The 24,949-nt window shown below is 67.9% G+C and carries 27 protein-coding genes; 3 read left to right on the top strand and 24 right to left on the bottom strand.

Annotated elements, in window-relative coordinates; all coding sequences use genetic code 11:
• The first annotated feature begins 249 nt into the window (after positions 1-249).
• Entirely contained in the window at positions 250-1,758 is a 1,509-nt protein-coding gene (locus tag ACTIMF_RS05215) for an MFS transporter (RefSeq protein ID WP_442349216.1), read from the top strand.
• 49 nt (positions 1,759-1,807) lie between these two features.
• Here ACTIMF_RS05215 and ACTIMF_RS05210 read toward each other — a convergent pair whose 3' ends face one another.
• The 3 genes from ACTIMF_RS05210 to guaB all read right to left on the bottom strand — a co-directional run bounded on the left by ACTIMF_RS05210 (position 1,808) and on the right by guaB (position 6,651).
• Positions 1,808-3,550: a GMC family oxidoreductase N-terminal domain-containing protein gene (locus tag ACTIMF_RS05210; protein WP_442349215.1), complete on the bottom strand. Its 1,743-nt coding sequence runs from the start codon at positions 3,548-3,550 to the stop codon at positions 1,808-1,810.
• A 368-nt stretch (positions 3,551-3,918) separates the two neighbouring features.
• Positions 3,919-5,085, bottom strand: coding sequence for a GuaB3 family IMP dehydrogenase-related protein (locus ACTIMF_RS05205; RefSeq protein WP_442349214.1), 1,167 nt, complete (start codon positions 5,083-5,085; stop codon positions 3,919-3,921).
• Positions 5,086-5,139: 54 nt separating this feature from the next.
• Positions 5,140-6,651 carry an IMP dehydrogenase gene (guaB, locus tag ACTIMF_RS05200; RefSeq protein ID WP_442349213.1) on the bottom strand — a complete coding sequence of 504 codons (1,512 nt, stop codon included), beginning with the start codon at positions 6,649-6,651 and terminating at the stop codon, positions 5,140-5,142.
• 65 nt (positions 6,652-6,716) lie between these two features.
• Here guaB and ACTIMF_RS05195 point away from each other — a divergent pair, with 65 nt between their 5' ends.
• On the top strand, positions 6,717-7,106 hold the full coding sequence (locus ACTIMF_RS05195; protein ID WP_442349212.1) for a DUF5319 domain-containing protein: 390 nt from the start codon (positions 6,717-6,719) through the stop codon (positions 7,104-7,106).
• Between the two features lie 49 nt (positions 7,107-7,155).
• On the opposite strand, the gene ACTIMF_RS05190 is transcribed toward ACTIMF_RS05195, so the two are convergent.
• The 3 genes from ACTIMF_RS05190 to ACTIMF_RS05180 all read right to left on the bottom strand — a co-directional run bounded on the left by ACTIMF_RS05190 (position 7,156) and on the right by ACTIMF_RS05180 (position 9,552).
• Positions 7,156-8,004, bottom strand: coding sequence for an anti-sigma-D factor RsdA (locus tag ACTIMF_RS05190; RefSeq protein ID WP_442349211.1), 849 nt, complete (start codon positions 8,002-8,004; stop codon positions 7,156-7,158).
• Positions 8,001-8,576, bottom strand: a complete 576-nt coding sequence (locus tag ACTIMF_RS05185) for a sigma-70 family RNA polymerase sigma factor (RefSeq protein WP_442349210.1) — start codon at positions 8,574-8,576, stop codon at positions 8,001-8,003. The genes ACTIMF_RS05190 and ACTIMF_RS05185 overlap by 4 nt, the downstream gene beginning before the upstream one ends.
• A 136-nt stretch (positions 8,577-8,712) precedes the next feature.
• A complete protein-coding gene (locus tag ACTIMF_RS05180; protein ID WP_442349209.1) occupies positions 8,713-9,552 on the bottom strand; it encodes a hypothetical protein in 840 nt (279 codons plus the stop codon).
• A 474-nt stretch (positions 9,553-10,026) separates the two neighbouring features.
• Between ACTIMF_RS05180 and ACTIMF_RS05175 the strand changes: the two genes are divergently transcribed.
• Entirely contained in the window at positions 10,027-10,275 is a 249-nt protein-coding gene (locus ACTIMF_RS05175; protein ID WP_442349315.1) for a WhiB family transcriptional regulator, read from the top strand.
• Between the two features lie 67 nt (positions 10,276-10,342).
• Here ACTIMF_RS05175 and groES read toward each other — a convergent pair whose 3' ends face one another.
• The 18 genes from groES to ACTIMF_RS05085 all read right to left on the bottom strand — a co-directional run.
• Entirely contained in the window at positions 10,343-10,639 is a 297-nt protein-coding gene (groES, locus tag ACTIMF_RS05170) for a co-chaperone GroES (RefSeq protein ID WP_237002402.1), read from the bottom strand.
• Positions 10,640-10,792: 153 nt separating this feature from the next.
• Complete coding sequence (gene tsaD / locus ACTIMF_RS05165; RefSeq protein ID WP_442349208.1) at positions 10,793-11,821, bottom strand: tRNA (adenosine(37)-N6)-threonylcarbamoyltransferase complex transferase subunit TsaD; 1,029 nt, start codon at positions 11,819-11,821, stop codon at positions 10,793-10,795.
• Positions 11,818-12,312: a ribosomal protein S18-alanine N-acetyltransferase gene (gene rimI, locus ACTIMF_RS05160; RefSeq protein WP_442349207.1), complete on the bottom strand. Its 495-nt coding sequence runs from the start codon at positions 12,310-12,312 to the stop codon at positions 11,818-11,820. Before rimI ends, tsaD begins: the two co-directional genes overlap by 4 nt.
• Positions 12,305-13,012, bottom strand: a complete 708-nt coding sequence (gene tsaB, locus ACTIMF_RS05155) for a tRNA (adenosine(37)-N6)-threonylcarbamoyltransferase complex dimerization subunit type 1 TsaB (RefSeq protein ID WP_442349206.1) — start codon at positions 13,010-13,012, stop codon at positions 12,305-12,307. The genes rimI and tsaB overlap by 8 nt, the downstream gene beginning before the upstream one ends.
• Positions 13,009-13,476 (bottom strand): tRNA (adenosine(37)-N6)-threonylcarbamoyltransferase complex ATPase subunit type 1 TsaE, encoded by a 468-nt coding sequence (gene tsaE / locus ACTIMF_RS05150; protein ID WP_442349205.1) that lies wholly within the window; start codon positions 13,474-13,476, stop codon positions 13,009-13,011. The genes tsaB and tsaE overlap by 4 nt, the downstream gene beginning before the upstream one ends.
• On the bottom strand, positions 13,469-14,659 hold the full coding sequence (locus ACTIMF_RS05145) for an alpha/beta fold hydrolase (protein WP_442349204.1): 1,191 nt from the start codon (positions 14,657-14,659) through the stop codon (positions 13,469-13,471). The genes tsaE and ACTIMF_RS05145 overlap by 8 nt, the downstream gene beginning before the upstream one ends.
• Positions 14,652-15,848 carry an alanine racemase gene (gene alr, locus ACTIMF_RS05140; protein WP_442349203.1) on the bottom strand — a complete coding sequence of 399 codons (1,197 nt, stop codon included), beginning with the start codon at positions 15,846-15,848 and terminating at the stop codon, positions 14,652-14,654. Before alr ends, ACTIMF_RS05145 begins: the two co-directional genes overlap by 8 nt.
• A gap of 5 nt (positions 15,849-15,853) precedes the next feature.
• A complete protein-coding gene (locus ACTIMF_RS05135) occupies positions 15,854-17,311 on the bottom strand; it encodes an NAD(P)H-hydrate dehydratase (RefSeq protein ID WP_442349202.1) in 1,458 nt (485 codons plus the stop codon).
• A gap of 16 nt (positions 17,312-17,327) precedes the next feature.
• A complete protein-coding gene (gene glmS, locus ACTIMF_RS05130) occupies positions 17,328-19,190 on the bottom strand; it encodes a glutamine--fructose-6-phosphate transaminase (isomerizing) (RefSeq protein WP_442349201.1) in 1,863 nt (620 codons plus the stop codon).
• 18 nt (positions 19,191-19,208) lie between these two features.
• On the bottom strand, positions 19,209-20,108 hold the full coding sequence (locus ACTIMF_RS05125) for a poly(ethylene terephthalate) hydrolase family protein (RefSeq protein WP_442349200.1): 900 nt from the start codon (positions 20,106-20,108) through the stop codon (positions 19,209-19,211).
• 148 nt (positions 20,109-20,256) lie between these two features.
• On the bottom strand, positions 20,257-20,442 hold the full coding sequence (locus tag ACTIMF_RS05120; RefSeq protein WP_442349199.1) for a hypothetical protein: 186 nt from the start codon (positions 20,440-20,442) through the stop codon (positions 20,257-20,259).
• Positions 20,439-21,026 (bottom strand): hypothetical protein, encoded by a 588-nt coding sequence (locus ACTIMF_RS05115; protein WP_442349198.1) that lies wholly within the window; start codon positions 21,024-21,026, stop codon positions 20,439-20,441. The genes ACTIMF_RS05120 and ACTIMF_RS05115 overlap by 4 nt, the downstream gene beginning before the upstream one ends.
• A complete protein-coding gene (locus ACTIMF_RS05110; protein WP_442349197.1) occupies positions 21,023-21,313 on the bottom strand; it encodes a hypothetical protein in 291 nt (96 codons plus the stop codon). Before ACTIMF_RS05110 ends, ACTIMF_RS05115 begins: the two co-directional genes overlap by 4 nt.
• An 87-nt stretch (positions 21,314-21,400) precedes the next feature.
• Entirely contained in the window at positions 21,401-22,753 is a 1,353-nt protein-coding gene (gene glmM / locus ACTIMF_RS05105; protein ID WP_442349196.1) for a phosphoglucosamine mutase, read from the bottom strand.
• 14 nt (positions 22,754-22,767) lie between these two features.
• Positions 22,768-23,241 (bottom strand): 30S ribosomal protein S9, encoded by a 474-nt coding sequence (gene rpsI / locus ACTIMF_RS05100; protein WP_442349314.1) that lies wholly within the window; start codon positions 23,239-23,241, stop codon positions 22,768-22,770.
• Positions 23,242-23,279: 38 nt separating this feature from the next.
• Positions 23,280-23,723, bottom strand: a complete 444-nt coding sequence (gene rplM / locus ACTIMF_RS05095) for a 50S ribosomal protein L13 (RefSeq protein WP_442349195.1) — start codon at positions 23,721-23,723, stop codon at positions 23,280-23,282.
• 166 nt (positions 23,724-23,889) lie between these two features.
• Positions 23,890-24,423 carry a YceI family protein gene (locus tag ACTIMF_RS05090; RefSeq protein ID WP_442349194.1) on the bottom strand — a complete coding sequence of 178 codons (534 nt, stop codon included), beginning with the start codon at positions 24,421-24,423 and terminating at the stop codon, positions 23,890-23,892.
• Positions 24,424-24,453: 30 nt separating this feature from the next.
• Positions 24,454-24,949 (bottom strand): type VII secretion-associated protein (locus ACTIMF_RS05085; protein WP_442349193.1); only part of this gene is annotated, 496 nt, incomplete at its 5' end.

Below are 24,949 nucleotides of genomic sequence, written 5' to 3'. Positions count from 1 at the left end.
GTTGGAATCGTCGGAGATGTGCTGCACCTGCTCCTCGGTGGGCTGTAAGACCGAGCACACGCTGACCGCGCCCGCCGCCTCTCACATCGGGAGGCGGCGGGCGCGTCTGTGTCAGATCACTATTCCTGATTCAGCGCCACCGCGGCGCGGAGGCAACGACGCACCGACCGCCACTCTCCGCTCACCGGGCTTACGATAGTCGTCCGAGCCTGGTTGACTGCACGAGTACCGAATTCGAAAGGGACACTCGTGAACCGCAAATGGTTGACCCTGGTCGTGGTCTGCATCAGCACCTTCATGCTGCTGCTCGACGTCACGATCGTGACCGTCGCACTCCCCGACATCGAACGCGACCTCGGGGCGACCTTCACCCAACTCCAATGGATCACCGACGCATACGCGTTGACCCTCGCAGCATTGTTGCTGACGTCGGGTTCGCTCGCCGACCGATTCGGGCGACGCCTCGTGTTCTCCGTCGGCCTCGCCGTCTTCACCGCTGGCTCCGCGCTGTGCGGCGCCGCGAACAGCGCGGAGATGCTGATCGGGGCACGGGCCGCCCAAGGCATCGGCGGCGCCATGTTGTTCGCTACCGGCCTCGCCATCCTCGCTGCGTCGTTCAGCGGGCGCGACCGTGGCATCGCATTCGGCGTCTGGGGCGCCGTGACCGGTATCGCGACGGCCCTCGGCCCGATTCTGGGCGGCGCACTCACCACCGGGATCAGCTGGCGCGGCATCTTCTACGTGAACCTGCCGTTCGGCGTCCTTGCGCTGGTGATGACCTACTTCTTCATGAGCGAATCGAAGGCGCCCTACGCGCGCCGCATCGACTGGGCGGGGATGATCACCTTCACCGTCGGGCTCTTCGCCCTGGTATTCGGCTTCACTGAGGCCGGCGAGAAGTCGTGGACCGACCCCAAGGTCCTCTGGTGCTTCGCGATCGCCGCGGCCCTGCTCATTGCATTCGGGATCATCGAATGGCGGATCCGCGAGCCGATGTTCGACCTCGACCTGTTCCGGGTCCCCACGTTCGTCGGCGGATCGATCGCCGCGTTCTGCATGAACGGGTCGGCGTTCGCGATGATGATGTACCTGGTCCTGTACTTGCAGAACCAACTCGGCCTCAGCGCATTGCAGGCGGGACTGCGCCTGCTGGTGTTCTCCGGTTCGACAATGGTCGTCGCTACTATCGCAGGCCGCCTCACCGAGAAGGTCCCCACTCGCTGGATGATCGGCCCGGGCCTCATCCTGGTCGGCGTGGGACTGTTCCTCATGGGCGGACTCGACGCCGACAGTTCGTGGATCCACCTGATCGCAGGCTTCATCGTGGCAGGTATCGGCGCGGGTCTCGTCAACCCACCGCTCGCCTCCACTGCCGTCGGTGTCGTGACCGTCGACCGGTCCGGAATGGCGTCCGGCATCAACAACACGTTCCGCCAAGTCGGCATCGCCCTCGGGATCGCCGTCTACGGAACGCTGTTCAGCTCGGCCATCGTCGACGGCCTCCGCTCTCGACTCGACGACGGTGCCGCCGCCGTCACCGACCCGAACGCGATCGCCGGAGCCGTCAGCGCAGGTCAACAGTCCGCCGTCGTCGACCATCTGCCCGCGCAATACCGCGGCGACGTGTCCGAGGCCGTCGGCGCGGCGTTCGCCGATTCGCTGAACGACCTGTTCTGGGTCAGCGGCGCGGTCGCCGTGGTGGGCGGATTGGCCGCGATGGCGTTGATCCGACGGAAGGATTTCGCGGCCGTCGGGTGAGCAGGTCTCGACTCCGCTCGACCAGCAGAAATCAAGCGGCCGGCCGATACTATCGCTGGTCGACCGGCGTCGACACCGGGGTGATCGACAGGCGCAGGGCACCGGGAGCGTCGTCGGGGACGACGGGCGACTCCGGCGGAACCGGGGCGACGCGAATGTAGTCGGCTCCCTGATCGGGGCGGGCGTCGACGTGCCCCTTGTTCGGCCACATGGAGATAGCGCGCTCGGCCTGCGCACAGATCGACAACGACGGGTTCACCCCCAGGTTCGCGGTGATCGCGGCACCGTCGGTGATGTGCAGCGTCGGGTAGTTCCACACGCGGTGGTACGGGTCGATGACGCCGGACTCCGGGCTGTCGGAGATCACGCAGCCGCCCAGGTAGTGCGCGGTCATCGGCATGTTGACGACGTCACCCCACGTGCCGCCGGGCAACCCCTTCGGCAGCTTCGACGCAATACGCGCCGTCGCCTCGTTACCCTTCGGGATCCACGTCGGGTTCGGCTCGCCGTGCCCCTGCTTACTGGTCACATACTTGAACGGCCCACGCTTGCGGACGAACGTGGTCAGCGAGTTGTTGCTGTTCTGCATCACCAGCGCGATGACGGTGCGCTGACTCCACTTACGAACCCACAGCAGACGGATCAGCGTCAACGGATTCTTGATGACTTCCTTGAGGAACTGGCCGACCCGGTTGGGAACGCTGCCACCCTCGGTCATCACCGTCTGCAGGTAAGCGATCGCGTTGGAGCCCTTGCCGTACCGGACCGGCTCGACGTGGGTGTTCTCCTCCGGGTAGAACGACGACGTGATCGCAACACCCTCGGAGAAGTCGCGGCTCGCGTCGTACTTGGCCGCCATCGCACCCATGATCGACTCCGAGTTGGTGCGAGTGAGCACGCCAAGCGAATCCGAGAGGTCAGGGAGCGTCGACCCCTTGGCCGCATGCATCAACTTCTGCGTATTGAACGTGCCTGCCGCGACGATCACCTGCCGCGCCGTGAACGTCCGACGTCGCGACCCGAACGGTCCCCACGACGACGAGCCGTGCGTGCTGACCGTCCACGAACCGTCGGCTTCGTGGACGAGACCGTCGACGGTGGTGCGGTCGATGATCTGCGCCCCGTTGCGTTCGGCGAGGCCGAGGTAGTTCTTCATCAACGTGTTCTTGGCACCGACCCGGCAGCCGGTCATGCATGCGCCGCATTCGGTGCACGCCGTGCGATCGGGGCCGGCTCCGCCGAAGTACGGGTCGGGGACCGTCTGGCCCGGACTCCCCTGCCCGCCGGTCTTCGCACCGAAGAAAACACCGACGGGGGTGGGCCCGAACGTGTCGCCGACGCCCATGTCCTCGGCGACCTCTTTAATGATCGAGTCCGAGTTCGTGAACGTCGGGTTGGTGACGACGCCGAGCATGCGACGAGCCTGCTCGTAATGCGGCGTCAGCTCGTCGTCCCAGTCGGTAATGTGATTCCACTGCGGGTCCGTGAAGAACGGCTTACTCGGCTTGTACAGCGTGTTCGCGTAGTTGAGCGAACCACCGCCGACGCCTGCGCCCGCCATGATCAACACGTCCTTGAGGACGTGCAGTCGCTGCACTCCGTACAACCCCAGCTTGGGTGCCCACAACCACTTATTGAGACGCCAGCTGGTCTTAGCGAACTGATCGTCCTCAAACCGTCGTCCCGCCTCGATCACGCCGACGCGGTACCCCTTCTCGACCAGCCGCAACGCACTGACGCTGCCGCCGAAACCGGATCCGATGATGAGGACGTCGAAATCAGTCTGCTCCATAAAAGAGCATACTAATGACCATTGTCACAGTAGCGATAGTTAGTGTTGGCTAAGTGTGGTCGCCAGCCTACCGCTGGCTCGAGCGGAGACAAGACCCAAACCGCTAGTCGAGCGGAGTCGAGACCCAAACCGCTAGTCGAGCGGAGTCGAGACCCAAACCGCTGGTCGAGCGGAGTCGAGACCCCAGCCACCACCGGGGGTATCGCCACCGCGCGATAAGCGAAAAGGGCGACAAGGTCAGCGAAAGGACGGGCTCGGTCAGCGAAAGGGCGGACTCGAACAGCGGACCGGCAGACTCGAACAGCGAAAGGACGGGCTCGAACAGCGGACCGGCGGGCTCGAACAGCGAAAGGGCTGGCCGATCCACCTCAGGCCCGGACGGACAGACCGACCTTCTGAAATTCCTTGAGGTCCGAGTAGCCGGCCTTGGCCATCGAGCGGCGGAGGCCGCCGACGAAGTTCAGGAGGCCGTCGGGGTCGTCGGACGGGCCGTTCAGCACGACGTCGAGCGACGAGCGCTCGGACTCCTCGGCAACCTGGAGCAGCGCTCCGCGCGGCGTACTCGGGTGCGCTGCGGCCGACGGCCAGTACCAGCCGCGGCCCGGGGCCGACGCTGCAGTGGCGAGCGGGGTGCCGAGCACCGCGGCGTCCGCGCCGCAGGCGATGGCCTTGGCGAGGTCGCCGGACATGTGGATGTCGCCGTCGGCGATGACGTGCACGTAGCGGCCGCCGGTCTCGTCCAGGTAGTCGCGGCGGGCGGCAGCGGCGTCGGCGATCGCGGTGGCCATCGGGACACCGATGCCGAGCACCTCGCCAGTCGTGGTGGCGCCCTCAGCCGAGCCGTAGCCGACGATCACGCCGGCGGCACCGGTCCGCATCAGGTGCAGTGCCGTGCGGTGGTCGTGGACGGCGCCGGCGATCACCGGGATGTCGAGGTCGGAGATGAACGTCTTCAGGTTCAACGGCTCGGCGACGAGACCGTCGTCGGCCCCGCGGTCGACCAGGACCACGTGTTCAGCGGAGATGATAGTGCCGTGCACGACGAGCAGTTCCGCGCCGGCGGCGATGATGCCGGGGGCCAGCTCGGGAGCGTTCTGCGGGCTGACGCGCACTGCCGTCGTCACGCCTGCCTCACGGATCTGCGCGACGACCTGGGCCAACAAGTCCGGGTTGACGGGCGCGGCGTGCAGCTTCTGCAGGTGACGGACGGCCGCGGCCGGATCCGGATCGTTCTCGGCGATGTCGACGAGTTCGGCGATCTTCTCTTCGGGGTTCGCGTGGCGAGCCCACAGTCCCTCACCGTTGAGGACGCCGAGCGCGCCGAGCCGCCCCATCTCGATGACGGCCTCGGGCGACCCGAGCGCATCCGTCGGATGGTTCAGGATCGGCGAATCGAACCGGTAGGCGTCGATCTGCCATGCGGTCGAGACGTTCTTCGACGACCGTGTCCGACGGGACGGGACGATTGAGATGTCTTCCAGCTCATACGTACGGCGAGCCGTCCGGCCCATGCCGAACTCGACGAGGTCACGCAACGTTGCGCCCTTTCTTAGGGGGTGAATCCAGTGATCGGCTAGCGGGTGAGGAGGCTATCTCGTGTAGTAGTTCGGCGCCTCGGCGGTCAAGGTGATGTCGTGCGGGTGCGACTCCTTGAGACCGGCGGCGGTGATCTGCACGAACTGCGCCTCCTGCAGCTCCTCAATCGTCGTCGACCCCGTGTAGCCCATCGCAGCGCGGAGACCGCCGTCGAGCTGGTGGATCACCTGGCCGAGTGGACCGCGGAACGGCACACGTCCTTCGATGCCTTCGGGGACCAGCTTGTCTTCGGCGAGGACGTCGTCCTGGAAGTAGCGGTCCTTCGAGTACGACTTCCCCTGGCCGCGGCCCTGCATGGCACCGAGCGAACCCATACCGCGGTAGCTCTTGAACTGCTTGCCGTTCACCAGGATCAGCTCGCCCGGCGACTCTGCGGTGCCCGCCAGCAGCGAGCCGAGCATCGCGGTCGACGCGCCCGCGGCCAGCGCTTTCGCGACGTCGCCCGAGTACTGCAGGCCGCCGTCGGCGATCACCGGGACGCCCGCAGCCTTGGCGACCGCGGTGGCCTCCATGATCGCGGTGATCTGCGGGGCTCCGACACCAGCGACGACGCGAGTGGTGCAGATCGAGCCCGGGCCTACACCGACCTTGACCGCGTCCACACCGGCGTCGATCAGCGCCTGTGCCCCCTCGCGGGTGGCGATGTTGCCGCCGACGAGCTGCACGCGCCCGCCGAATTCGGCCTTCAGCTTCGCGATCATCTCCAGGACACCGCGGGAATGACCGTGGGCGCTGTCGACGACGAGGACGTCGGCCCCGGCGTCGGCGAGCGCCATCGACCGCGCCCAAGCTTCCTCGCCAGCACCGACTGCGGCACCGACAAGGAGTCGGCCGTCGTTGTCTTTGGTGGCGTACGGGTGCTGTTCGGTCTTGACAAAGTCCTTGACCGTGATCAGGCCGGTGAGACGGCCCGCGCCGTCGACGATCGGCAGCTTCTCGATCTTGTGGCGACGCAGCAGGCCGAGCGCGGCCTCAGCCGAGACACCCTCCTGAGCGGTGATCAGCGGAGCCTTCGTCATCACATCGGCGACGGCGACATTCTGGTCCACCTCGAACCGCATGTCGCGGTTGGTGATGATGCCGACCAGATCGCCGGCCTCGTCGACCACCGGCAGACCGGAGATACGGTAGCGCGCACACTTCGCGTCGACCTCGGCGAGCGTGTCCGTCGGCAGAGCAGTGACCGGGTTGGTCACCATGCCCGCCTCCGAACGCTTCACGGTCTCGACAGCGGCGGCCTGATCGCCGATCGACAGGTTGCGGTGCAAGACGCCCATACCGCCGGCCCGCGCCATCGCGATCGCCATCCGAGCCTCGGTCACCGTGTCCATCGCGGACGAGACCAGGGGCACCCGAAGTGAGATCTCCCGCGTCAGCTTCGACTCCGTACTCACCGCGTTCGGAACGATGTCCGACGCTGCAGGCAGCAGCAGGACGTCGTCGAAAGTCAGGCCCAACATCGCAACTTTGGTCGGGTTGTCTCCACCGGTGCTCACGCGCGTCATCTGCCCATCGTACCGAGTAGGAGACGGTGCGCCATTAGGGGCCTTTCATCGGCTACGGTGGAGTTGTGCATGACCATTTCCCCGGACTTCCGCCGGACCCGTTCGCCGATGACCCGAGCGATCCTGCCGCGGGACTCGAGGATCTCGAACCGGGTATCCCGTTGGACGACGGCGAACGCGAAGCCGTCCAGGAGGATCTCGCCGACCTCGACGTCTACGAGCGGCTCCTCGCTCCGCGCGGCGTCCTTGGTCTCGTCGTCATCTGCGAGGACTGCCGCGAAGACCACTATCACGACTGGGACATGCTGCGCGCCAACCTGAATCAACTCTTGCGCGACGGCACCGTCCGACCGCACGAGCCCGCCGTCGACCCGCACCCCGAGGACTACGTCACCTGGGACTATTGCCGCGGATACACCGACGCCGTGTTCCGGTATAACGAACCACGGTTGTGAGCCGCCGGATTCACTGAGGTCAACCAGCCGCGAGTTCGACGAGCCGCACTTAGCGCGTCGGCTCCATCTGGAGCGTCATCGAGGCGGGGCTCGACGGCCTGGGCGACGGAGTGGACGGCGTATCTGACGGGCTCGTGGTCGTCGGCGTGGACGGCGACGTGGACGGGCTCGACGGGGTCGACGGATCACTCGACTGGTCGGTCGGCTCGTCAGACGGCGACGTCGTCGTCGTCGACCCGTCGGTCGGCGACTGGTCGGTCGAGTCCGACGTCGGCATCTGGAGGATGGTCGGGCGAGACTTGTCACCCGAACCCGGATCGTTGTCATTGCGCAGATCGGCGATCCGATCACGCAGACTCGCGATCATGGCGGCGTCACCGATGGGCCCGAGCTCCGACTCGGCACGCGCGATGTACGTGCGCCCCATCTGCTCGTCGCCCGCGTCGTATGCGGCTTGAGCGGCGTCAAGATTGTCTTCGACGTTAACGCGGGCCTGCGTCTGCTTGGCCTGTTCGGAGAAGACGACCTGCTTGACGCTCCACAGCGGATCGCCCGGCTCCGCGCCTTCAGACATCACCATCAGACCGGCACCGAAGACGGCCAGGATTGCGGCGGCGCCCGACACGATCCGCAGACGGCGCGACATCGAGCCGCGACCACGCTGCACAGCGACAGCAGCGTCGACCTGTTCGAGCGTCGGCTCCGCGGGAATCGGTGCGCTGAGCACATCGATACGCCACGACGTGATCATCGCAGCGAGCTGGTACTCGGAGTCGTCGGACACAGGTGTCGGACGACCGGCCCCCAGATCACTGATGAAAGCGTCGTCGTGACCGACAGCGCCGAGATCGACGGGCTCACCGTCGTGGGAGCCGTGCTGATCATGCCAGCGATTCATCGACGCCCACCTCCCTGTGTTACGAGTTTTTTGAGTTTAGAAAGCGCACGGTGCTGCGCGACCCGGACTGCGCCAGGGCTCGAATCGACCATGTCCGCGGTCTCCTCTGCGGACAGTCCGACAACGAGGCGCAGCACCAGGATCTCGCGCTGTTTGTCTGGCAGCTGTTCCAGGAGCAGGCGCATCTGACGGCCGGCGTCGGAGTCGAGCGCAGACTGTTCCGGGCCGTTCGCGAAGTCGACGGTCTCGGGGATCTCGTCGACCGGGTCGGCCTTGATTCGGGAGGCAGAACGCATTGCGTCGGCCACCTTGTGGGAGGCGATGCCGTATACGAAAGCCATGAATGGTCGCCCCTGATCTTGATATCGGGGCAAAGCCGTCAACACAGCCATCAACACCTCCTGAGCCACATCGTCAGCGGAGAACAGGTGCCGTTCACCGGCACCCATCCGTGCTCGGCAGTAACGCAGGACTGGTTCCCGCACACTTTCGAGCACTGAGCTGAGCGCTTCGCGGTCGCCGGAAGCGGCCGCACGGACCGCCTGGCCCAACGCATCACCTGTCAGTTTCATCGTCAATCGAGTCTCGAAGTGTTACGGGTTGATAAAAATGGACTTCTCGGGACACTCACTACCCACCGAACAACGAGTCGGCTGGTGGTCGTTCCTCGGGCTGCACCCGACCACTGTATCGACCCGGGGTCGACACTCATGCCGCCGGAGTGACCGGCATGCCCCACGCGGCCAATCGGTGCGCGGCCTCGCGAGCACGACGCGCAGCTTCCTGCGGGTCGGAGCCGACACCGGCGAGCATCGTCGCCGCTGCCCATTGCAGCGGCAGCAACCCCCAGGCGGCGCAGCGGTTCTCACAGTCGACAGCGATCGCCGCGGCTGTCCGGGTGTCGCCGTGCGCGGCGGTGACGGCCGCGCCGATGAGTTCGGTCTTGACCACGTGCCTCGGCGACGGCGCTTCCACGACCAGGTCGAGCGCACGCTGTCGCGGCTCGATGGCTCCGGGCGTGTCGCCGGAGAAGAGGGCGAGCTCGGTCTGGACCCAGGCGTGCCGGAGGCGCACCCGCCCGTCGGTGACCCACTCCCTTTGGCGCCACTCCCCTGGGCGATCCTCACGCTCGCCGAGAAGGCGCCCGACGCGCGCCAGAAGTGTGCGGGAGGCACCGAAGTCGCCGACGCCGAGGGCGTCGGCCGCAAGGCCGATCAGACCGTCGAGCCACGCCGCGAACGCCCAGTGGTCATCGTCGTCTCGCAACCGTTCGGCAGCGAGCAGGCAGGCGCGTCCATCGTCCCGACGAGCGATCGCATGAGCGCCGGCCTGACGGACGAGCGACGCACGGGTCGACAACGCCAACGACGCCAGCCGCGGGTCCGTCGCGTCACGGACGAGATCGTCCAGCTCGGCCCGCGCAGCCGCCCCGCGCCCGCATGCTCCGAGATCCACCGCTGCCGCCCACGCCGAGGCGCCGTGCGGAGCGGACGGGGACGCGGGCCACCACGTCGCACCCGACCACCATGGAGAACTCGTCGAGCCCATTGCCCGCCTTTCACTTGAATATCGTCAACGCGAACAATTAACTTCACGTAACTACAGGTGATCATTCGGTGGATTATCGCCACCGACGGTTACCCGCGCTTTGCTTATCATTCATCTTCGACAGGTGTACGAGTAGTCGCACACATGGGCGCCGAACGCGACCAGCACGCTACGGCATACACCCTGAGATGCCCTATCAGTGCAGTTCAACGAATAGTCAGCGTGCCACGCCGACCCCTAATACACGACAGTTCTCGCACAAAGAAACCGCGAATATCGATACACCCCGATCGTTCACCTGAAACCCGTAATACGACGAGGAAAACCCTGCCAATCGGCGTTTGACTCACTTTTCACCGTCGTCCTACCGTGAGGGCACAGACGACAGAGTCTTGTACGAGAAGTAGGAGCATCAGATTGATCACCACGCTCGACCGACTGCCCGGACCCAACGCCGACTTCTGGGACTGGCAGATGCACGGCAGCTGCCGCGGACTCGATTCATCAGTCTTCTTCCACCCCGAGGGCGAGCGCGGTCAGGCCCGCGCACAGCGTGAGCGTCGCGCCAAGCAGGTCTGCGCCGAATGCCCCGTCCTGACACAGTGCCGCTCCCACGCACTAGCCGTCGACGAGCCGTACGGCATCTGGGGCGGCCTCACCGAGGCCGAGCGCAACCTGATTCGTCGGCGGACGCCAGAACACCGGATCAGTCGGGCCTCGTAGGCGTCTCGACAGAGAAAACGACGGCGCCCCGCCTTCAAGGCGGGGCGCCGTCGGTGTGAAGCTGGTATCAGCCGACCACTGCGAGAATGTCGCGGGCCGAGAGGATCAGGTAATCCTCGCCGGCGTACTTGATCTCGGTGCCGCCGTACTTGCTGTAGATGACGACGTCGCCCTCGGCGACGTCGACGGGGACGCGGTTACCCTGCTCGTTGACGCGACCCGGACCGACTGCCACGACCTTGCCCTCAGAGGGCTTCTCCTTGGCGGAATCGGGGATGACCAGGCCAGAAGCAGTGGTGGTCTCTGCTTCGACGGTCTGGACTAGGATCTTGTCTTCAAGCGGCTTGATGTTCACGCTCGCCACGATGTCATTCCTTTGCATTCGTGTATTGAATAACGTTCGCGGCCCTTGAAGGCGCACCACCACGTCGTCGCGGGTGCCGCGGCGGGAGCGCCAGAGCCAACTAGCACTCTACCCATGCGAGTGCCAGCTCTCAACACCTGGCGGTAGTTTCGGTCACAGTTTGCTGATCTGTACCGACATCCCGGGGTCGGTGGCCACCGTCAACGGCGACGCCGGGGCCCCGCCGCCGATCACGTGGGCGCCCAGCGTGGCGACCATAACACCGTTGTCGGTGCACAGCCGCGGTCTGGGAACGCGCAGGTCGATGCCCGCGTTCTCGGTCCGTTCCTGCGCTAGCGACCGGATGCGCGAGTTGGCGGTCGCGCCGCCGCCGAGTACCAGAGTGCTCACGTCCCTCGCCTGACATGCACGGATCGCCTTGGCGGTCAAGACATCTGCGACTGCTTCTTGGAACGACGCGGCGACGTCGGGCACCGACACCTCGCGGCCCGCACGGACCTCGCCCTCCACGAATCGAGCCACCGCGGTCTTGAGCCCGGAGAACGAGAAGTCGTACGGGGCGTCGCGAGGACCGGTCATGCCGCGCGGAAACGGGATGGCCGACGGGTCGCCCTGTTGGGCCGCGGCGTCGAGAGCCGGGCCGCCCGGGTATCCGAGGTCCAGTAGTCGGGCCACCTTGTCGAACGCTTCGCCCGCCGCGTCGTCGACGGTGGTCCCCATCTCGACGATCGGCTGCGACAAGTGGTCGATGCCGAGTAGATGGGTGTGCCCGCCGGAGACCAGCAGCGCGACCGACGACGGCATCGGACCGTGTTCGAGGGTGTCGACGGCGACGTGGCCGCCGAGATGGTTCACCGCGTACAGCGGGACGTTCCACGCGAGCGCGTATGCCTTCGCTGCGGCGACTCCGACAAGGAGAGCGCCGGCCAGGCCCGGGCCGATGGTCACGGCGATCGCATCGGGCCGATCGATTCGCGCGGCTTCGCGGGCTCGCGTCAGCGTCGGCACCATCGCCTGCAGGTGGGCGCGCGAGGCAACTTCGGGGACAACGCCGCCGTACCGGGCGTGCTCGTCGACGCTGGAGGCCACCTCGTCGGCCAGCAAGGTCGCCGTCTGGCCGTCCCAGTCGACGATGCCGACGCCGGTCTCGTCGCACGAGCTCTCGATGCCCATCACGATCACGGCTGTTCCTCCTTCGAGGGCTGTTCCCCCGCCGGCGGGCGCACCATCGTGTAGGCGTCCGCGCCGGAAGGCTGATAGTAGTTGCGCCGAGTCCCGGCGACCGCGAAGCCGTTACGTTCGTAGAGCGCGATCGCCGGCCCATTGTCGGTGCGGACCTCGAGGAACACGGCCGCGTCCTCCTGGTCGGCGACGCCGAGCAACGCCGCGAGCAGCGCGCGACCGTACCCGTGCCCCTGATACTCCGGGTCGACGGCGATCGTGTGGACCTCGCATTCGCGGTCGCCGGCGGGCCCGAGCACGCTGACGCCCGCGTAGCCGACCAGTGTGCCGGCGCCGGTGCGTGCGGCGAAGTACTGGTTGTGGTCGGCACGCAGTTCGGCGACGAAACCGGCGAGCGGCCACGGTGAGTCGCCTGCGAACATCTGCGCCTCGAGCTCCGCGCAGCGCGGGAGGTCGGACGGGGTCAGCGCACTGATCCGGGAGTCAGGCACCGTCGGTCACCGGCAGCAACGACTTACGACGCTGGTCTTTCAACTCGACGGCGTCGGGACGACGCAGGTACATCGGTTCCAGCGGGCCCGGAGCGATGCCGTCTGCGATGTCGGGGAACGCCGCCTCGGCTAGGGCCCCGACCGTCGGGTACGTGGCGCCGATCTCCGGCACCCGGCCTGCGGCGATCGACTCGGTGAACGTGGGCGGCCCGACGACGAGCGCGACGGGGTCGCGCTCGATTGCCCCGGCCACCACCTCAGGTGCGGCGACCTCCGGGCCTGCGACCCGCTGCCCGACGGAGTATCGGGCCCAGTAAACCTCGCGGCGACGAGCGTCAGTCACAACGATCGCGGACGCACCGTCGGCGACGGCGGCGATCGCGTCGAGCGAGCACACGCCGTAGACCGGCAGGCCGAGCGCGTCGCCGTACGCCGCTGCCGTCGCGAGCCCCACTCGCAGGCCGGTGAACGGTCCGGGGCCCGCCCCGACGACCACCGCGTCGAGGTCGGTACCGGCCACCGACGCCTCGTCGAGCACATCACGGATCAGGGTCGTCAGGATCTCGGCGTGCCGACGGTGGTCGTGGACGGTGCGCTCGGCGAGCAGCGTCGCCGCACCGTCCGGATTCAACCGCACCACTCCGGTGACAACCGTCTCGGTGGCCGTGTCGATCGCCAGCACGGTTCGCTCGCCGCTCATGTGCTCACCCACTCCCACACGGCATGCCGTGTCTCGGAATCGTCGTCGCGGCGCAGTCGCACCAGTAGATGTTCGTCGGTCAACCGTTCGGCGACGCCCTCGCCCCATTCGACGACCACCACGCTGTCGGCGAGATCGGTGTCGAGGTCGAGCGCATCGAGGTCGTCGAGGGTCGCCGTCCCGCTCGCGTCGGCGAGGCGATATGCGTCGACATGGATCATGCCGGGGCGCTCGTCGCCACCGGACGCGTGCTGGCGCGCGATGATGAAGGTCGGCGACGACACGCGACCGGTCACGCCAAGGCCTGCGCCGATGCCGCGGGTGAGCGCGGTCTTCCCGGCGCCGAGCGGGCCGTCGAGGATCACCAGGTCGCCCGCCTGCAGGTCGGCGGCGAGTTCCCGGCCCAGAGCTTCGGTGTCGGCGGTGTCGGGCAGTTCACGGCTCCCACCGCGGCGGTCAGTCATCGCCCGCCCGCCCGACCGGTTCGGTTACGCGCTTATGGACGCGGCTGTGTGCGGGAGTGAGCGGACGACCCAATGCCAGGCGCGACCGCGACACGAGCGCGTCGATGCCGTCGTCGACGAGATCGGGCGCTTCGATCGGGAGCATGTGCCCGCAACCTTCACCGACGATCAGCCGCGAATCGGCCCCGAGTTCGCCGTACATGCGCAATGCGTTGGGCAGCGGCGTCAGGCGGTCGCAGTCCCCTGACATGACGACCGTCGGCACCTGCGCGAGCACGGGCAATGCTGTGGACTCGTCGTGGCTCTCCAATGCCTTGAGGAAGTTCACCATGGTCCCGATATGGGTGTTCTGGATCATCTTCTCCACGGCGCGACCCGCGGCCGGACTGTAGTAGTCGGGTCCAAAACTCGCCGCGACGAGCACGGGTTCCACTGCGCGGCGGGTGAATCCGCGTCCGGCTTCGACCGCGCGCGGAACGTATCGGACCGAGAGGCGCAGGGCGTCGACGATCGGATTGTTCAGGCCCTCACCGAGCCCGGTCTCGGTGATCCCGCGGACCGCGGTCGACACCAGGCCGACGCCGGCGATGCGGCCACGATGGCCGAACAGGCTCGAGTGACGACGGGCGAGCGACATGATCGACATGCCGCCCATCGAATGCCCGACAAGGATCACCGGCCCGGTCGGCGCCATCGTCCGGATGACGGCGGCGAGGTCGTCGCCGAGTTGCGCCATCGTCGAACTGCGGCGCGCCACGAGGTCACTCGACCCGTGCCCGCGCTGATCGTAAAAGACCATCTTGATCCGGCGGTCGGCCCACCGCTGTGCGAGCCCGTACCGCTGAAAATGCCAGGACGCCATCCGCAGAGTGAAGCCGTGCACGAAGATCACCGTCAGTTCGGGCGTCGACGTGCGACCCCACGACTGTCCGTCCGGGTCGACCTCCGGCCCGGTCGTCACCGACCGAACCGCAAGTGCGACACCGTCGTCGGCGGTCACGGTCGATGCCTCGTCGCGGTAGATCGAGGTGAAGTCGATGTCACGGTGCGGATCTGTCCCGGTGGTCCGCCGGGCGCGACGCCGTCGTACCGCACCGCCCGCCACGTCTTTGCCGAGCGTTCCGACCTGCGCGAGCCCGGATCGCCATGCGGGGCGGGCCCGTTCGCTGCGTTGTTCATCCATTGCAGTCCCCCTGTCTGTGGCCCGCCGCTGCACACTCCGGCTGCGCGGCAGCCGGTCCCCCTGTGTAGCGGCGTTCCGGTCGTGAACCGATCCGCGAGACGATCTCGTAGTCGATGGTGCCGAGCGCGTCGGCCCAGTCGGTGGCGGTCAGCACCGGCGCGCCGTCGGCTGCGGACGCGGGTCCGAACAGCACGGCGCGATCGCCTGCGCGGACACCGCCGCCGTCTGGCCCGAGGTCGACTACCAACTGGTCCATGCAGATCCGGCCGACGTTCGGGAACAGGCGCTCGCCGATGTGAATCTGCAGCTTCCCCGACAGCATCCGTGGGACACCGTCGGCGTATCCCGCCGGGATCACACCGATCACGGTGTCCTCCGGCGCATGCCAGGTGTGGTTGTAGGACACGCCCTGCCCGGTGTCGGCCTTCTTCACCATCGTGACCTGAGTTTCCAGGGTCATCGCCGGGATCAGACCGAAATCGCCCATCGACGGGATCGGCGAGTAGCCGTACAGTGCGATTCCCGGACGGACCAGATCGCGGGAAAGATCTGGACGGGTAAGAGCTGCAGGCGAGTTCGACATGTGGACCACCGCGGGCGGCGCGCCGAGCCTGCTCAGGTCGGCGACGGCCGCGTCCAGTCGCTGCGCCTGCAGATCGTTGTGGGGATGCTCGGGTTCGTCGCCGAACGCGAGGTGACACATCACGCCGTGGAGTTCGACGGCCCCGTCCACGACGGCGCGCGCGATGTCGGCGGCCGCGTCCTCCCACTCTTCGCGGGCGACGCCGCTGCGGCCGAGGCCGGTATCGACCTTCACCGAGATGATCGCGCGGGTACCTGCGGCGCGCGCGGCGCCGAGCACTGCGGCGAGCTGGCTGCGGGATGAGACCGCAATGTCGATGCCGTCGGCGACGGCGCCCGCGAAGTCGGCGTCGGGCCGGTGCAGCCAGGCGGTGATGTGCCCGGTGAGTCCGCCTGCCCGCAGCTCCCGAGCCTCCCGAATGCTCGCGGTGCCGAGTGACTGCGCTCCGGCGGCCAGCGCGGCGCGGGCCACCGGCAGCGCGCCGTGCCCGTAACCGTCTGCTTTGACCACGGCGATGACCCCGGCGCCCGAGCGCTCGCGGAGAACTCCCACGTTGTGCGCGATGGCGTCGAGGTCGACGGTAGCGATCAGATTTGCAGTGGACATCACTTCTATTGTCGCAAACGCATCAGTTCGCGCAGCGCGGGCGACACCGCTGAGACGAGATCTGAGGCTCCGATCGGTGCGCCCCCGCTCGCCAGAGCGGCGGCCCGCGCGTGCAGGCGCGCCGCGAACATTCCGGCTTCGCGTGGTGCTCGACCTGCGGCGAGAAGCGCTCCCGCGATGCCCGACAGGACGTCGCCCGACCCGGCGGTGGCCGCCCAGGACGAGCCCGCATCGGTGGCCCACGTCTCGCCGTCGGGGTCGGCGACGAGCGTGACACGACCCTTGAGCAGGATTGTCGCGCCCAGGTCAGCGGCCAGAATCCGGACCGCCGCGAGTCGGTCGGTGACGATCAGGTCGGCGGCTTCGCTGCCCGCGGCGCGTGCGAGCCGTGTGAACTCACCGGCGTGCGGGGTCAGCAGAACCGGCGCCGGTCGGGACCGGACCACGTCGCGGAGTGCGGCGTCGCCCGCGAGGACGGTCAAACCGTCGGCGTCGACGAGCACGGGCACGTCGGCCGCCAGGACACGCCCGAGCAGGTCAGTGGCCGCGTCGTCGGTGCCTGCGCCGGGTCCGAACACCCAGGCTTGGACACGGCCGGCGTCCTCGAAGTCGGTGACGGCGACCGCCTCGGGGCGGTGCGCGAGGACCGGTGCGGCGGCCGGCCCCACATACCGCGTCATACCCGAGGTCGTCGCGATGGCCGCGGTCGTAGCGAGTACCGCGGCGCCCGGATACTGCGCCGAACCGGCGATCACACCGACGACGCCCTGCGAGTACTTGTCGTCGGACGGTCCGGGGAGGGGCCACGCTGCGGCAACCTCCGCGTCGGACGGCGATACGAGTGCTGGGTGCTCGGGCGCGGGAATTCCGATGTCGCACACCGTGATCGTTCCGCACGACGGTGCCGCGTACAGGTGAGCGAGACGGCGCAGCGAGAACGTGAGGGTCGCGTCGGCACGCACCGACGGCGTGTTGACCTTCCCGGTGTCGGGATCCACCCCGGACGGCACGTCGACGGCCACGACGGGGACGCCCGCCGCATGGACGTCGGCCATGACGGTGGCGGCGGGTTCGCGCAGCGGCCCGTGCCCGCCGAGTCCGACGATCGCGTCGACGACCAGGTCGGCGCTTGCCGCGGTGTCGGTCAGTGTTCCGCCCGCCGCGCGGAAGTCGGCCAGCCCGTCGGCGTGCGCACGATCAGGCGCGGTCAGCACGGCGCGCACCCGGACACCGCGGCGACGCAGGTGCCGGGCCGCGTACAGGGCATCGCCGCCGTTGTCACCTGCACCGACGACGAGCACCACGGTCCTCCCGTACACGCGTCCGCAGCGTCGGCGCAGTTCGTCGAGGACGGTCGCCGCCAGGCCGTAGGCGGCCCGCGCCATCAGCACACCGTCGGTCAGCAGCGCCCCGGTGGCGCGTTCAGCGTCCCGGATCGCGTCCGCGGTGTGATATCCGATCACGACGGGCCTGCCACCGCTACTCGACGGTGACCGACTTGGCCAGGTTCCGGGGCTTGTCGACGTCGTATCCGCGCGACTGCGCGACAGTCGCGGCGAACACCTGCAACGGCACCGTCGACACCAGCGGCTGCAGCAACGTCGGCGTGGCCGGGATCGGGATCAGGTGGTCGGCGACGGCTGCCGCGGCCTCGTCGTCGGGCTCGGCGATCACGATCGTGGTGGCGCCACGCGCCTGGATCTCGCGGATGTTGCTGACCATCTTGGAGTGCAGCAGCGCGCGGCCGGTCGGCGACGGCATCACGATGATCACCGGCAGACCGTCCTCGATCAGGGCGATCGGACCGTGCTTGAGCTCGCCCGCGGCGAAGCCCTCGGCGTGGATGTACGCGAGCTCTTTGAGCTTCAACGCGCCCTCGAGCGCCACCGGGTAGCCGACGTGCCGCCCGAGGAACAGGACGGTGTCGCTCGACGCGAACGAACGGGCGAGTTCGCGGACCGGCTCCATCTGCTCCAAGACGGTGTCGACGGCGGCCGGGATCTGTTCGAGCTCGGTGAACTCACGGATCACTTCGTCCTGATACTTGGTGCCGAGTGCCTGTGCGAGCGCCAGACCGACAAGGTAAGCCGCGGCGATCTGCGCGAGGAAGCACTTGGTGGACGCGACACCGATCTCCGGGCCCGCGTGCGTGTAGAGCACCGCGTCGGACTCGCGCGGGATCTGCGCGCCGTTGGTGTTGCAGATCGCGAGGACTCGCGCCTTCTGGTCTTTGGCGTGGCGGACCGCTTCGAGGGTGTCCGCCGTCTCGCCGGACTGGCTGATCGCGACGACGAGCGTCGACCGCCCCAGAACCGGGTCGCGGTAACGGAATTCGCTGGCCAACTCCACTTCGACGGGCAGCCGCGTCCAGTGCTCGATCGCGTATTTGGCGATCAGCCCGGCATGGTATGCGGTGCCACAGGCGACGACGAAGACCTTGTCGACGTCGCGCAGGTCCTGGTCGGTCAACCGCTGCTCGTCGAGGACGATGCGGCCGTCCTGCAAATGCCCGGACATGGTGCTCTGGAGGGCTTCGGGCTGCTCGGCGATCTCCTTGAGCATGAAGTAGTCGTAGCCGCCTTTCTCAGCCGCGGCGAGGTCCCAATCGATGTGGAACGGGGTGCCGCCGGTCGAGACGCCGTCGAAGTCGGTGATCGAGTAGTTGTCGGCGGTGATGACGACGACCTCGTCCTGCCCGAGTTCCACGGCGTCGCGCGTGTGCTCGATGAACGCGGTCACGTCCGAGGCGACGAACATCTCGCCGTCGCCGACACCGACGACGAGCGGGGTGGAACGACGTGCGGCGACGATCGTGCCCGGTTGGTCGGAGTGCGTGAACACCAGTGTGAACGCACCCTCGAGACGGCGCAGCGTCGCGTACGCACTCGCCACGAAGTCGCCCGCGTTGTCACCCGCGGTGTACTCGCGTTCCAGCAGATGCGCGGCGGTCTCCGTGTCGGTCTCCGACGTGAACTCGACGCCCGCGTTCTCGAGTTCGGCGCGCAGCGGAGCATAGTTCTCGATGATGCCGTTGTGGACGACGGCCAGCTTGCCGTCGGCGCTCACGTGCGGGTGGGCGTTGCGGTCGGTCGGTTTGCCGTGCGTCGCCCAGCGTGTATGTCCGATGCCAGTGCTCCCGCGCAGCGAGTCGGTTCCGACCTCGGCGATCTGCTTGTCGAGGTTCTCCAGCCTGCCGGCCTTCTTCTCGACTGCCAGGCCTCCGTCACCGTCCAGAATGGCGACTCCGGCCGAGTCGTAGCCTCGGTATTCCATCCGACGCAAAGCGTCGACGACGATGTCCAACGCGGGACGGGCGCCGACGTATCCAACGATTCCGCACATGAGATAAAAGAGTACCGGCTACTCCTTCGGAGGCTTCGCTCCCAGGAGTTGTGACAGGTGGTCCAGCGCGGCGGGGTCGGCGTCGTCGACCGATGTGGCGACGGCGTCGCCCGTCGTCTTGCCTGAATCGGCGAACGCCGCGTATCGATCGTCGCCGCCCAGCGTGTGGAGGAGATACCCCGTGAGCTGGGCTCGGACCACGCGATGGGTGTCCTTGTCAGCACCGTTGACGCCGATGAGGGACTTGATGCCGCGCTTCTCGAGCAGACCGCGGTTGTCGGCGTCCTCGACGGTGCGGAACACCACATCGCCGCCGAGGGATTCGGCCAGGGCGAGCGCGTTCTGAGTCATCGAGTCGAGCTGCCCGTCTGCGGCCAGGACGAGGGATTGTGTGGTGACCGTCTTCGCGGCCGGCAGCAGATCGGCGGTGGTCGGCGCCGGGAACAGCGCGGTGAGCGAACGAGGCTCCACCGGCGGACGACCCAGCAGGACGGTGTCCGTCGCCGCGCGGACGGCGGCGGCCGCTCCGAACCCGTGGCCCGCGATGCCCACCCGGTGCGGGTCGACGGAGATGGTGCCGTTGCCCAGACGCACGCTGCGCAGCACGGTGACGGCGGCGCGGAGGTCGGTGGCGAGTTCGATGTCGGACGGGAAGACGCCGTCCTGACTGTCGGGGACCGCGACGACGATCCCCCACGATGCGAGGTGGTGGACGAGGTCGCGGTATCGAGTGCTCGACGCGAGCCAGTCGTGCGCGAACGCGACGGCCGGCAGCTTCTTTCCGGTACGCGGACCGAAGATCTGGCCGCTCATCCCGACGATGCGGAGGTCGCCGCGGTCCACCTTGTGGGGTCCACGTCGCGTGAGTTCTGCCATCAGCTTGCCGGGCGGCGGTGCCACCAGTTTCTTCCCGAACACGGTTCCTACCCTAACCCGACGGCACTCGCGCACCCCGCTGACACGGCCCGTCGGGCATGTGCGACCGATTCTGTCCGTCTCCGCTCACCGTTTGTGCTCGACGGTGCCCTAGGGACACTGCGAGCACAAACGTTCGCAGCACGGGCGATCATCGCCGAGCACGCCGCCCGATCGCGGGTCCGAGAAGCGGTGCAATCACGACATCGTCGTCGGTGGCGGGGCCCGAGTGGTTCGTGGTGCGCGTGTTCTGACGCAGCAGATAGCGACGTTCCGCCTCGTCGAGTGCGTCGGCGGCGGCGTCGGCGGTGCGGGCGATCCGGTCCGCGGCGCTCATCGCCCGCCTGCCAGGACGAGTTCGCCACCCGAAGTCGCCGCCTCACCCGTCGCCGCGGTCACCACAGCGGTCAACGCCTGGGTGACGGTGCGGCCGACGGCGTCCGCGTATTCGATACGTGCGATCAGTTCGGCACGCACGTCATCGCGTGCCACCGATCCCGCCGCGACAGCGGTCTGGAGTGTGTCGACGTCGGTCCCGGCGATCGTCCGGCCGCAGACGGTCTCCATGGCCTGTCGGTATCGCCCGACGACGTCGACGACGGTCGAGGCGGCGGTGTCGAGGGCTGTCGCCGTACCGTGGATCTCGGCGACCGCCGCGTCGACACCCGCTGTCGCAGACGCGAGGGCGACGCCTGCGGCGTCACCGCTCCGCCCCGACCACACGTCACCGAACGCGACTCCGGTCGTGCCCGTCGGGTGGAGTCGGTCCGCGGTCAGCCGGAGGCGCGCGGCGTCCGCGGTGAGGGCGTCGATGTCGAACGCCTGGATGTCGTGGTGCGGTGCTCGGACGACGGCCTCGTCATAGGTGATCAGTCCCATCCTCGCGCCGACATCGAGAATCGAGATCAGGTCGTCGATCATGGCGCGGCCCGGAGACCGTGCACAGCGGCTTCGTCCGCTGACGACAGGTCGGCGGCGTGACGCCGGACCCGGCCCGCGACGTCATCGACTCCGACTGCTGCATTCTCGAGGCGATCAGCGAGGGCCGCCAGGCGGGCGTCGAGCCCGGTGTCCCGGCCGTCGCGCCACCACGCGCCGAATCCGCCCGCACGCAGTTCCGCGACGGCGTCTGCGGCATCTGAGGCGAGCGCGGCCCGCCGCACGGTGTGGTCGGCCAGTCCGTCGGCGTCGACGTGGACGCCCGTCATCTGCCTCATACTCTTTGGACGCAGCAGGCTCCGGTTCGGTTCCACCACTCACGGCCGGGCGTGTCGGACGAGTCGGACGACAGGCCGTCAGATAGCGGCGACGACCGCCGCCACCCGCTCGGCGATGCCGCGCGCGTGTTCGGGAGTGCCCGCTTCGACCATCACGCGGACGAGCTGTTCGGTCCCGGAGGGCCGCAACAGGATTCGGCCCGACCCGTTGAGCTCGCGCTCAGCGATCGAGACCGCGTCCCGTACGGCGATCGCAGACGACACGGCGTGCTTGTCGCTGACCGGGACGTTGATGAGTTCTTGAGGGAGCACGGTGACGACGTCGGCCAGTTCGGCCAGCCGCCTGCCCGTCGACGCGACGCGGGCCCCGAGACGCAGGCCAGTGAGTATGCCGTCGCCGGTGGTGCCCGCCGCCGGAATCACGATGTGTCCCGACTGCTCGCCGCCCAACGCGTATCCGCCCTTGCGGAGCTCTTCGAGCACATAGCGGTCCCCGACCCCGGTCACCTTCATCTCGATGCCCGACTGACGCATCGCGATGTGCAGCCCGAGGTTGCTCATCACGGTCGCGACCAGCACGCCGCCAGTGAGCTCGCCACGCTCGTGCATATCGAGTGCGAGGATCGCCATGATCTTGTCGCCGTCGACGACCGCACCCGTCGAGTCGACCGCCAGGCAGCGGTCGGCGTCTCCGTCGTGCGCGAGACCGAAGTCGGCCCCGTGCTCGAGGACGGCGACCTGCAGCACATCGAGGTGCGTCGAACCGCAGTGGTCGTTGATGTTCACACCGTCGGGCTCGGAGTTGATCGCGATGACTGTCGCGCCCGCCGCCTCGTAGGCGTGGGGCCCGACGGTCGACGCGGCGCCGTTCGCGGCGTCGACGACGATCGTCAACCCTTCGAGCGAGCCGTCGGCCGACTGCGCGAGGTGGTTCAGATAGCGGCTCTCGGCGTCGGGGGCGTCGTGAAGACGTCCGACGTCTGCGCCGGTCGGGCGCGGAACCGGAGCGTCCATCGCTGCTTCGATCGCATCCTCGACGTGGTCGGCCAACTTGTGGCCGCCAGCCGCGAAGAATTTGATGCCGTTGTCCGGCATCGGATTATGGGAGGCGGAGATCATCACGCCGAAGTCGGCGGCGTAGTCCGCCGTCAGGAACGCGACCGCAGGCGTCGGCACGACGCCGACCCGGATCGCGTCCGCACCGGCGGCCGCGAGACCCGCGCACAGCGCGGACTCGAGCAGTTCGCCGGAGGCTCGGGGGTCTCGACCGACCACGACGCGCGCTCTGGTCTGCGCCGCATCACCGGATCGGGAGTTCGCATGTGCACCGAGAACAGAAACGGCGGCCGAAGCCAGGCGCAACGCCAGCTCTGCAGTGAGCTGGTCGTTGGCCCGACCTCGGACACCGTCGGTGCCGAAAAGGCGTGCCACAGTAGCGAAGTCGCTCAGCGCTTGCTGTACTGCGAAGCCTTGCGGGCCTTCTTCAAGCCGTACTTCTTACGCTCGACGGCACGCGCATCACGCGTCAGGAAGCCGGCCTTCTTGAGGGCCGCGCGGTCCTCAGGGCTGACCTCGATGAGGCCGCGGGCGATAGCCAGACGCAGTGCGCCTGCCTGACCCGACGGGCCGCCACCGACGAGGCGAGCGTGGACGTCGAACGCCTCGGTGCGCTCGACGGTCACCAGCGGAGCCTTAATGAGCTGCTGGTGAACCTTGTTGGGGAAGTAGTCCTCCAAGGTGCGGCCGTTGAGGGTGAAGTCACCGGTGCCTGCGACCAGGCGGACGCGGACGACCGCCTCCTTGCGGCGACCGACGGTCTGGACCGGGTGATCCAGGACGACGGGTCCACGGGTCGGAGCAGACTCGGCTGCGGTCTCTTCGGTCGACTCGGAGGTGTACGCGCCGTCGGCGAGGACGATTTCCTCGTCGGCGACGACCTCGACGTTCTCGTTCTCGCTCACTGGGAAACCTGCTTGATCTCGAAGGGGACGGGCTGCTGAGCCGCGTGCGGGTGGTTCGGGCCTGCGTAGACCTTCAGCTTGGTGGCGATCTGGTCACCGAGCTTGTTCTTCGGGAGCATGCCCTTGACAGCCTTCTCCACGAGACGATCCGGGCGGGTCTCGAGGACCTCACCGACGGTGCGCGACTTCAGTCCGCCCGGGTGACCGGAGTGGTGGTAGATGCGCTTGTCGTTCAGCTTGTTGCCGCTGACAGCAACCTTCTCGGCGTTGATGATGACGACGTAGTCGCCGCCGTCGACGTGCGGGGCGTAGGTCGGCTTGTGCTTGCCGCGGAGCAGGTTCGCGCTCTGCACGGCGAGGCGGCCGAGCACCACATCGGTGGCGTCGATGACGTGCCACGTGCGTGTGACGTCACCGGCCTTGGGGCTGTAAGTAGCCACAGTAGGTCCTCACTTGATCGTTCGTTGCTGGTCAGGCGGGGCGTGCACGCCGACTCCCGGCGACCAGTAGGGACCCGGGGGCGCTTTACGCACGCTGCCAGCGATCCAGAGTACGGGGCGGCGGCACTGCAGGTCAAAACCGGTGTCGACCCTGCATTGCGGCGACCTACTCAGGAACGACCAGATCCAGACGCACGGTCACCTCGTCGGCGACCTTCAACGCGCCCATCATCGCCGAGTACTGCTTGATGCCGAAGTCGGAGTGCCTCACCGTGGTCTCCCCTACGACGTGGCGGTCTGCGCCCGTGCCGACCGGCGCGACGACCACGCTGTGCTCACGCGACTTGCCCGCAAGAGTGAGGGTTCCGTCGATCCGGTATCCGTCGCCGTCAGCGGTGACGCTGGTCGAGACGAAGGTGATCTCGCCGAAGTCGTCGGCCTTCAGCGATGTCAACGCATTGCTGCGGGCTACGCCGCGTTCGGGCGCGGACATCGGCGTGAGTCCACCTTCGCCGGAGACGATCTGGAGCGAGTCGACGCCGACTCGAACGTCGACCAGCGACGGCGCCTCGACGTCGACGCTCGCAGACCAGTCGGTGAAGCCGATGGTCAGACGGTGGCCGGTGCGCGAAGCCTTGCCGGTCACGCCCGTGCGCAGGGTGATCTCGCCGTTGTCGGGGCCGAACGTCGTAGTGGTCATGAGAGCCAGGGTACGACGCGCCTTTCAATTTCACGCAGGCCGCACAGACGCGACGACACTCGCGCAGACAACGTCGACGGACTCGCCGCTACTCCCCCGCTGGCAGCCGACGCTCGTCTGCACGGCCCGCTCGACGTCGATGTACCAGGCGATCTGCTGACCGGACTCCGGGCGCTCCCGATAGGAGATGACGCGTCGACCCCCGAACGTCGTATCGGGTGCGAACTCGAGGACTGCGTCGTCGCCGCGCTGCGCGAGCCGGTTGGCCAGGCTGTCCGCGACGCTCGTCCGCGTCGATCCCGCGCGCAGACTCGTGACGACGACGAGGATCCGGCTGCCGTCGTCGGCGTCGGCGAACACAGCTCGCTCGCCCGCACCGTCGGCCGGCCGGTCGTCCGGCAAGTCGGAGCGCTGCCACCCGGCGGGCACCTCCACCTGCACGGTTCCGACCTTCTGCACGCTCGCCGACTCCGCGGGCGACGTTCCGGGGCGCGTCAGGAACCAGCCGAAGCCGATCAGCACGCAT

This window comes from Gordonia sp. (in: high G+C Gram-positive bacteria) (genome assembly GCF_052106715.1).
Lineage (GTDB): Bacteria > Actinomycetota > Actinomycetes > Mycobacteriales > Mycobacteriaceae > Gordonia.
Note: the sequence above shows the minus strand (reverse complement) of the source record. Positions and strands in the feature narration are given on the sequence as shown.

Bases quoted from the DNA above. Each gene is read 5' to 3' on its own strand.
- ACTIMF_RS05210 (WP_442349215.1), bottom strand. From the start codon at position 3,550: ATGGAGCAGACTGATTTCGACGTCCTCATCATCGGATCCGGTTTCGGC.
- guaB (WP_442349213.1), bottom strand. From the start codon at position 6,651: ATGACGCGCGTGAGCACCGGTGGAGACAACCCGACCAAAGTTGCGATG.
- ACTIMF_RS05190 (WP_442349211.1), bottom strand. From the start codon at position 8,004: ATGAATCGCTGGCATGATCAGCACGGCTCCCACGACGGTGAGCCCGTC.
- ACTIMF_RS05185 (WP_442349210.1), bottom strand. From the start codon at position 8,576: ATGAAACTGACAGGTGATGCGTTGGGCCAGGCGGTCCGTGCGGCCGCT.
- ACTIMF_RS05180 (WP_442349209.1), bottom strand. From the start codon at position 9,552: ATGGGCTCGACGAGTTCTCCATGGTGGTCGGGTGCGACGTGGTGGCCC.
- ACTIMF_RS05175 (WP_442349315.1), top strand. From the start codon at position 10,027: ATGCACGGCAGCTGCCGCGGACTCGATTCATCAGTCTTCTTCCACCCC.
- tsaB (WP_442349206.1), bottom strand. From the start codon at position 13,012: ATGAGCGGCGAGCGAACCGTGCTGGCGATCGACACGGCCACCGAGACG.
- tsaE (WP_442349205.1), bottom strand. From the start codon at position 13,476: ATGACTGACCGCCGCGGTGGGAGCCGTGAACTGCCCGACACCGCCGAC.
- ACTIMF_RS05145 (WP_442349204.1), bottom strand. From the start codon at position 14,659: ATGGATGAACAACGCAGCGAACGGGCCCGCCCCGCATGGCGATCCGGG.
- alr (WP_442349203.1), bottom strand. From the start codon at position 15,848: ATGTCCACTGCAAATCTGATCGCTACCGTCGACCTCGACGCCATCGCG.
- glmS (WP_442349201.1), bottom strand. From the start codon at position 19,190: ATGTGCGGAATCGTTGGATACGTCGGCGCCCGTCCCGCGTTGGACATC.
- ACTIMF_RS05120 (WP_442349199.1), bottom strand. From the start codon at position 20,442: ATGAGCGCCGCGGACCGGATCGCCCGCACCGCCGACGCCGCCGCCGAC.
- ACTIMF_RS05115 (WP_442349198.1), bottom strand. From the start codon at position 21,026: ATGATCGACGACCTGATCTCGATTCTCGATGTCGGCGCGAGGATGGGA.
- ACTIMF_RS05110 (WP_442349197.1), bottom strand. From the start codon at position 21,313: ATGACGGGCGTCCACGTCGACGCCGACGGACTGGCCGACCACACCGTG.
- ACTIMF_RS05090 (WP_442349194.1), bottom strand. From the start codon at position 24,423: ATGACCACTACGACGTTCGGCCCCGACAACGGCGAGATCACCCTGCGC.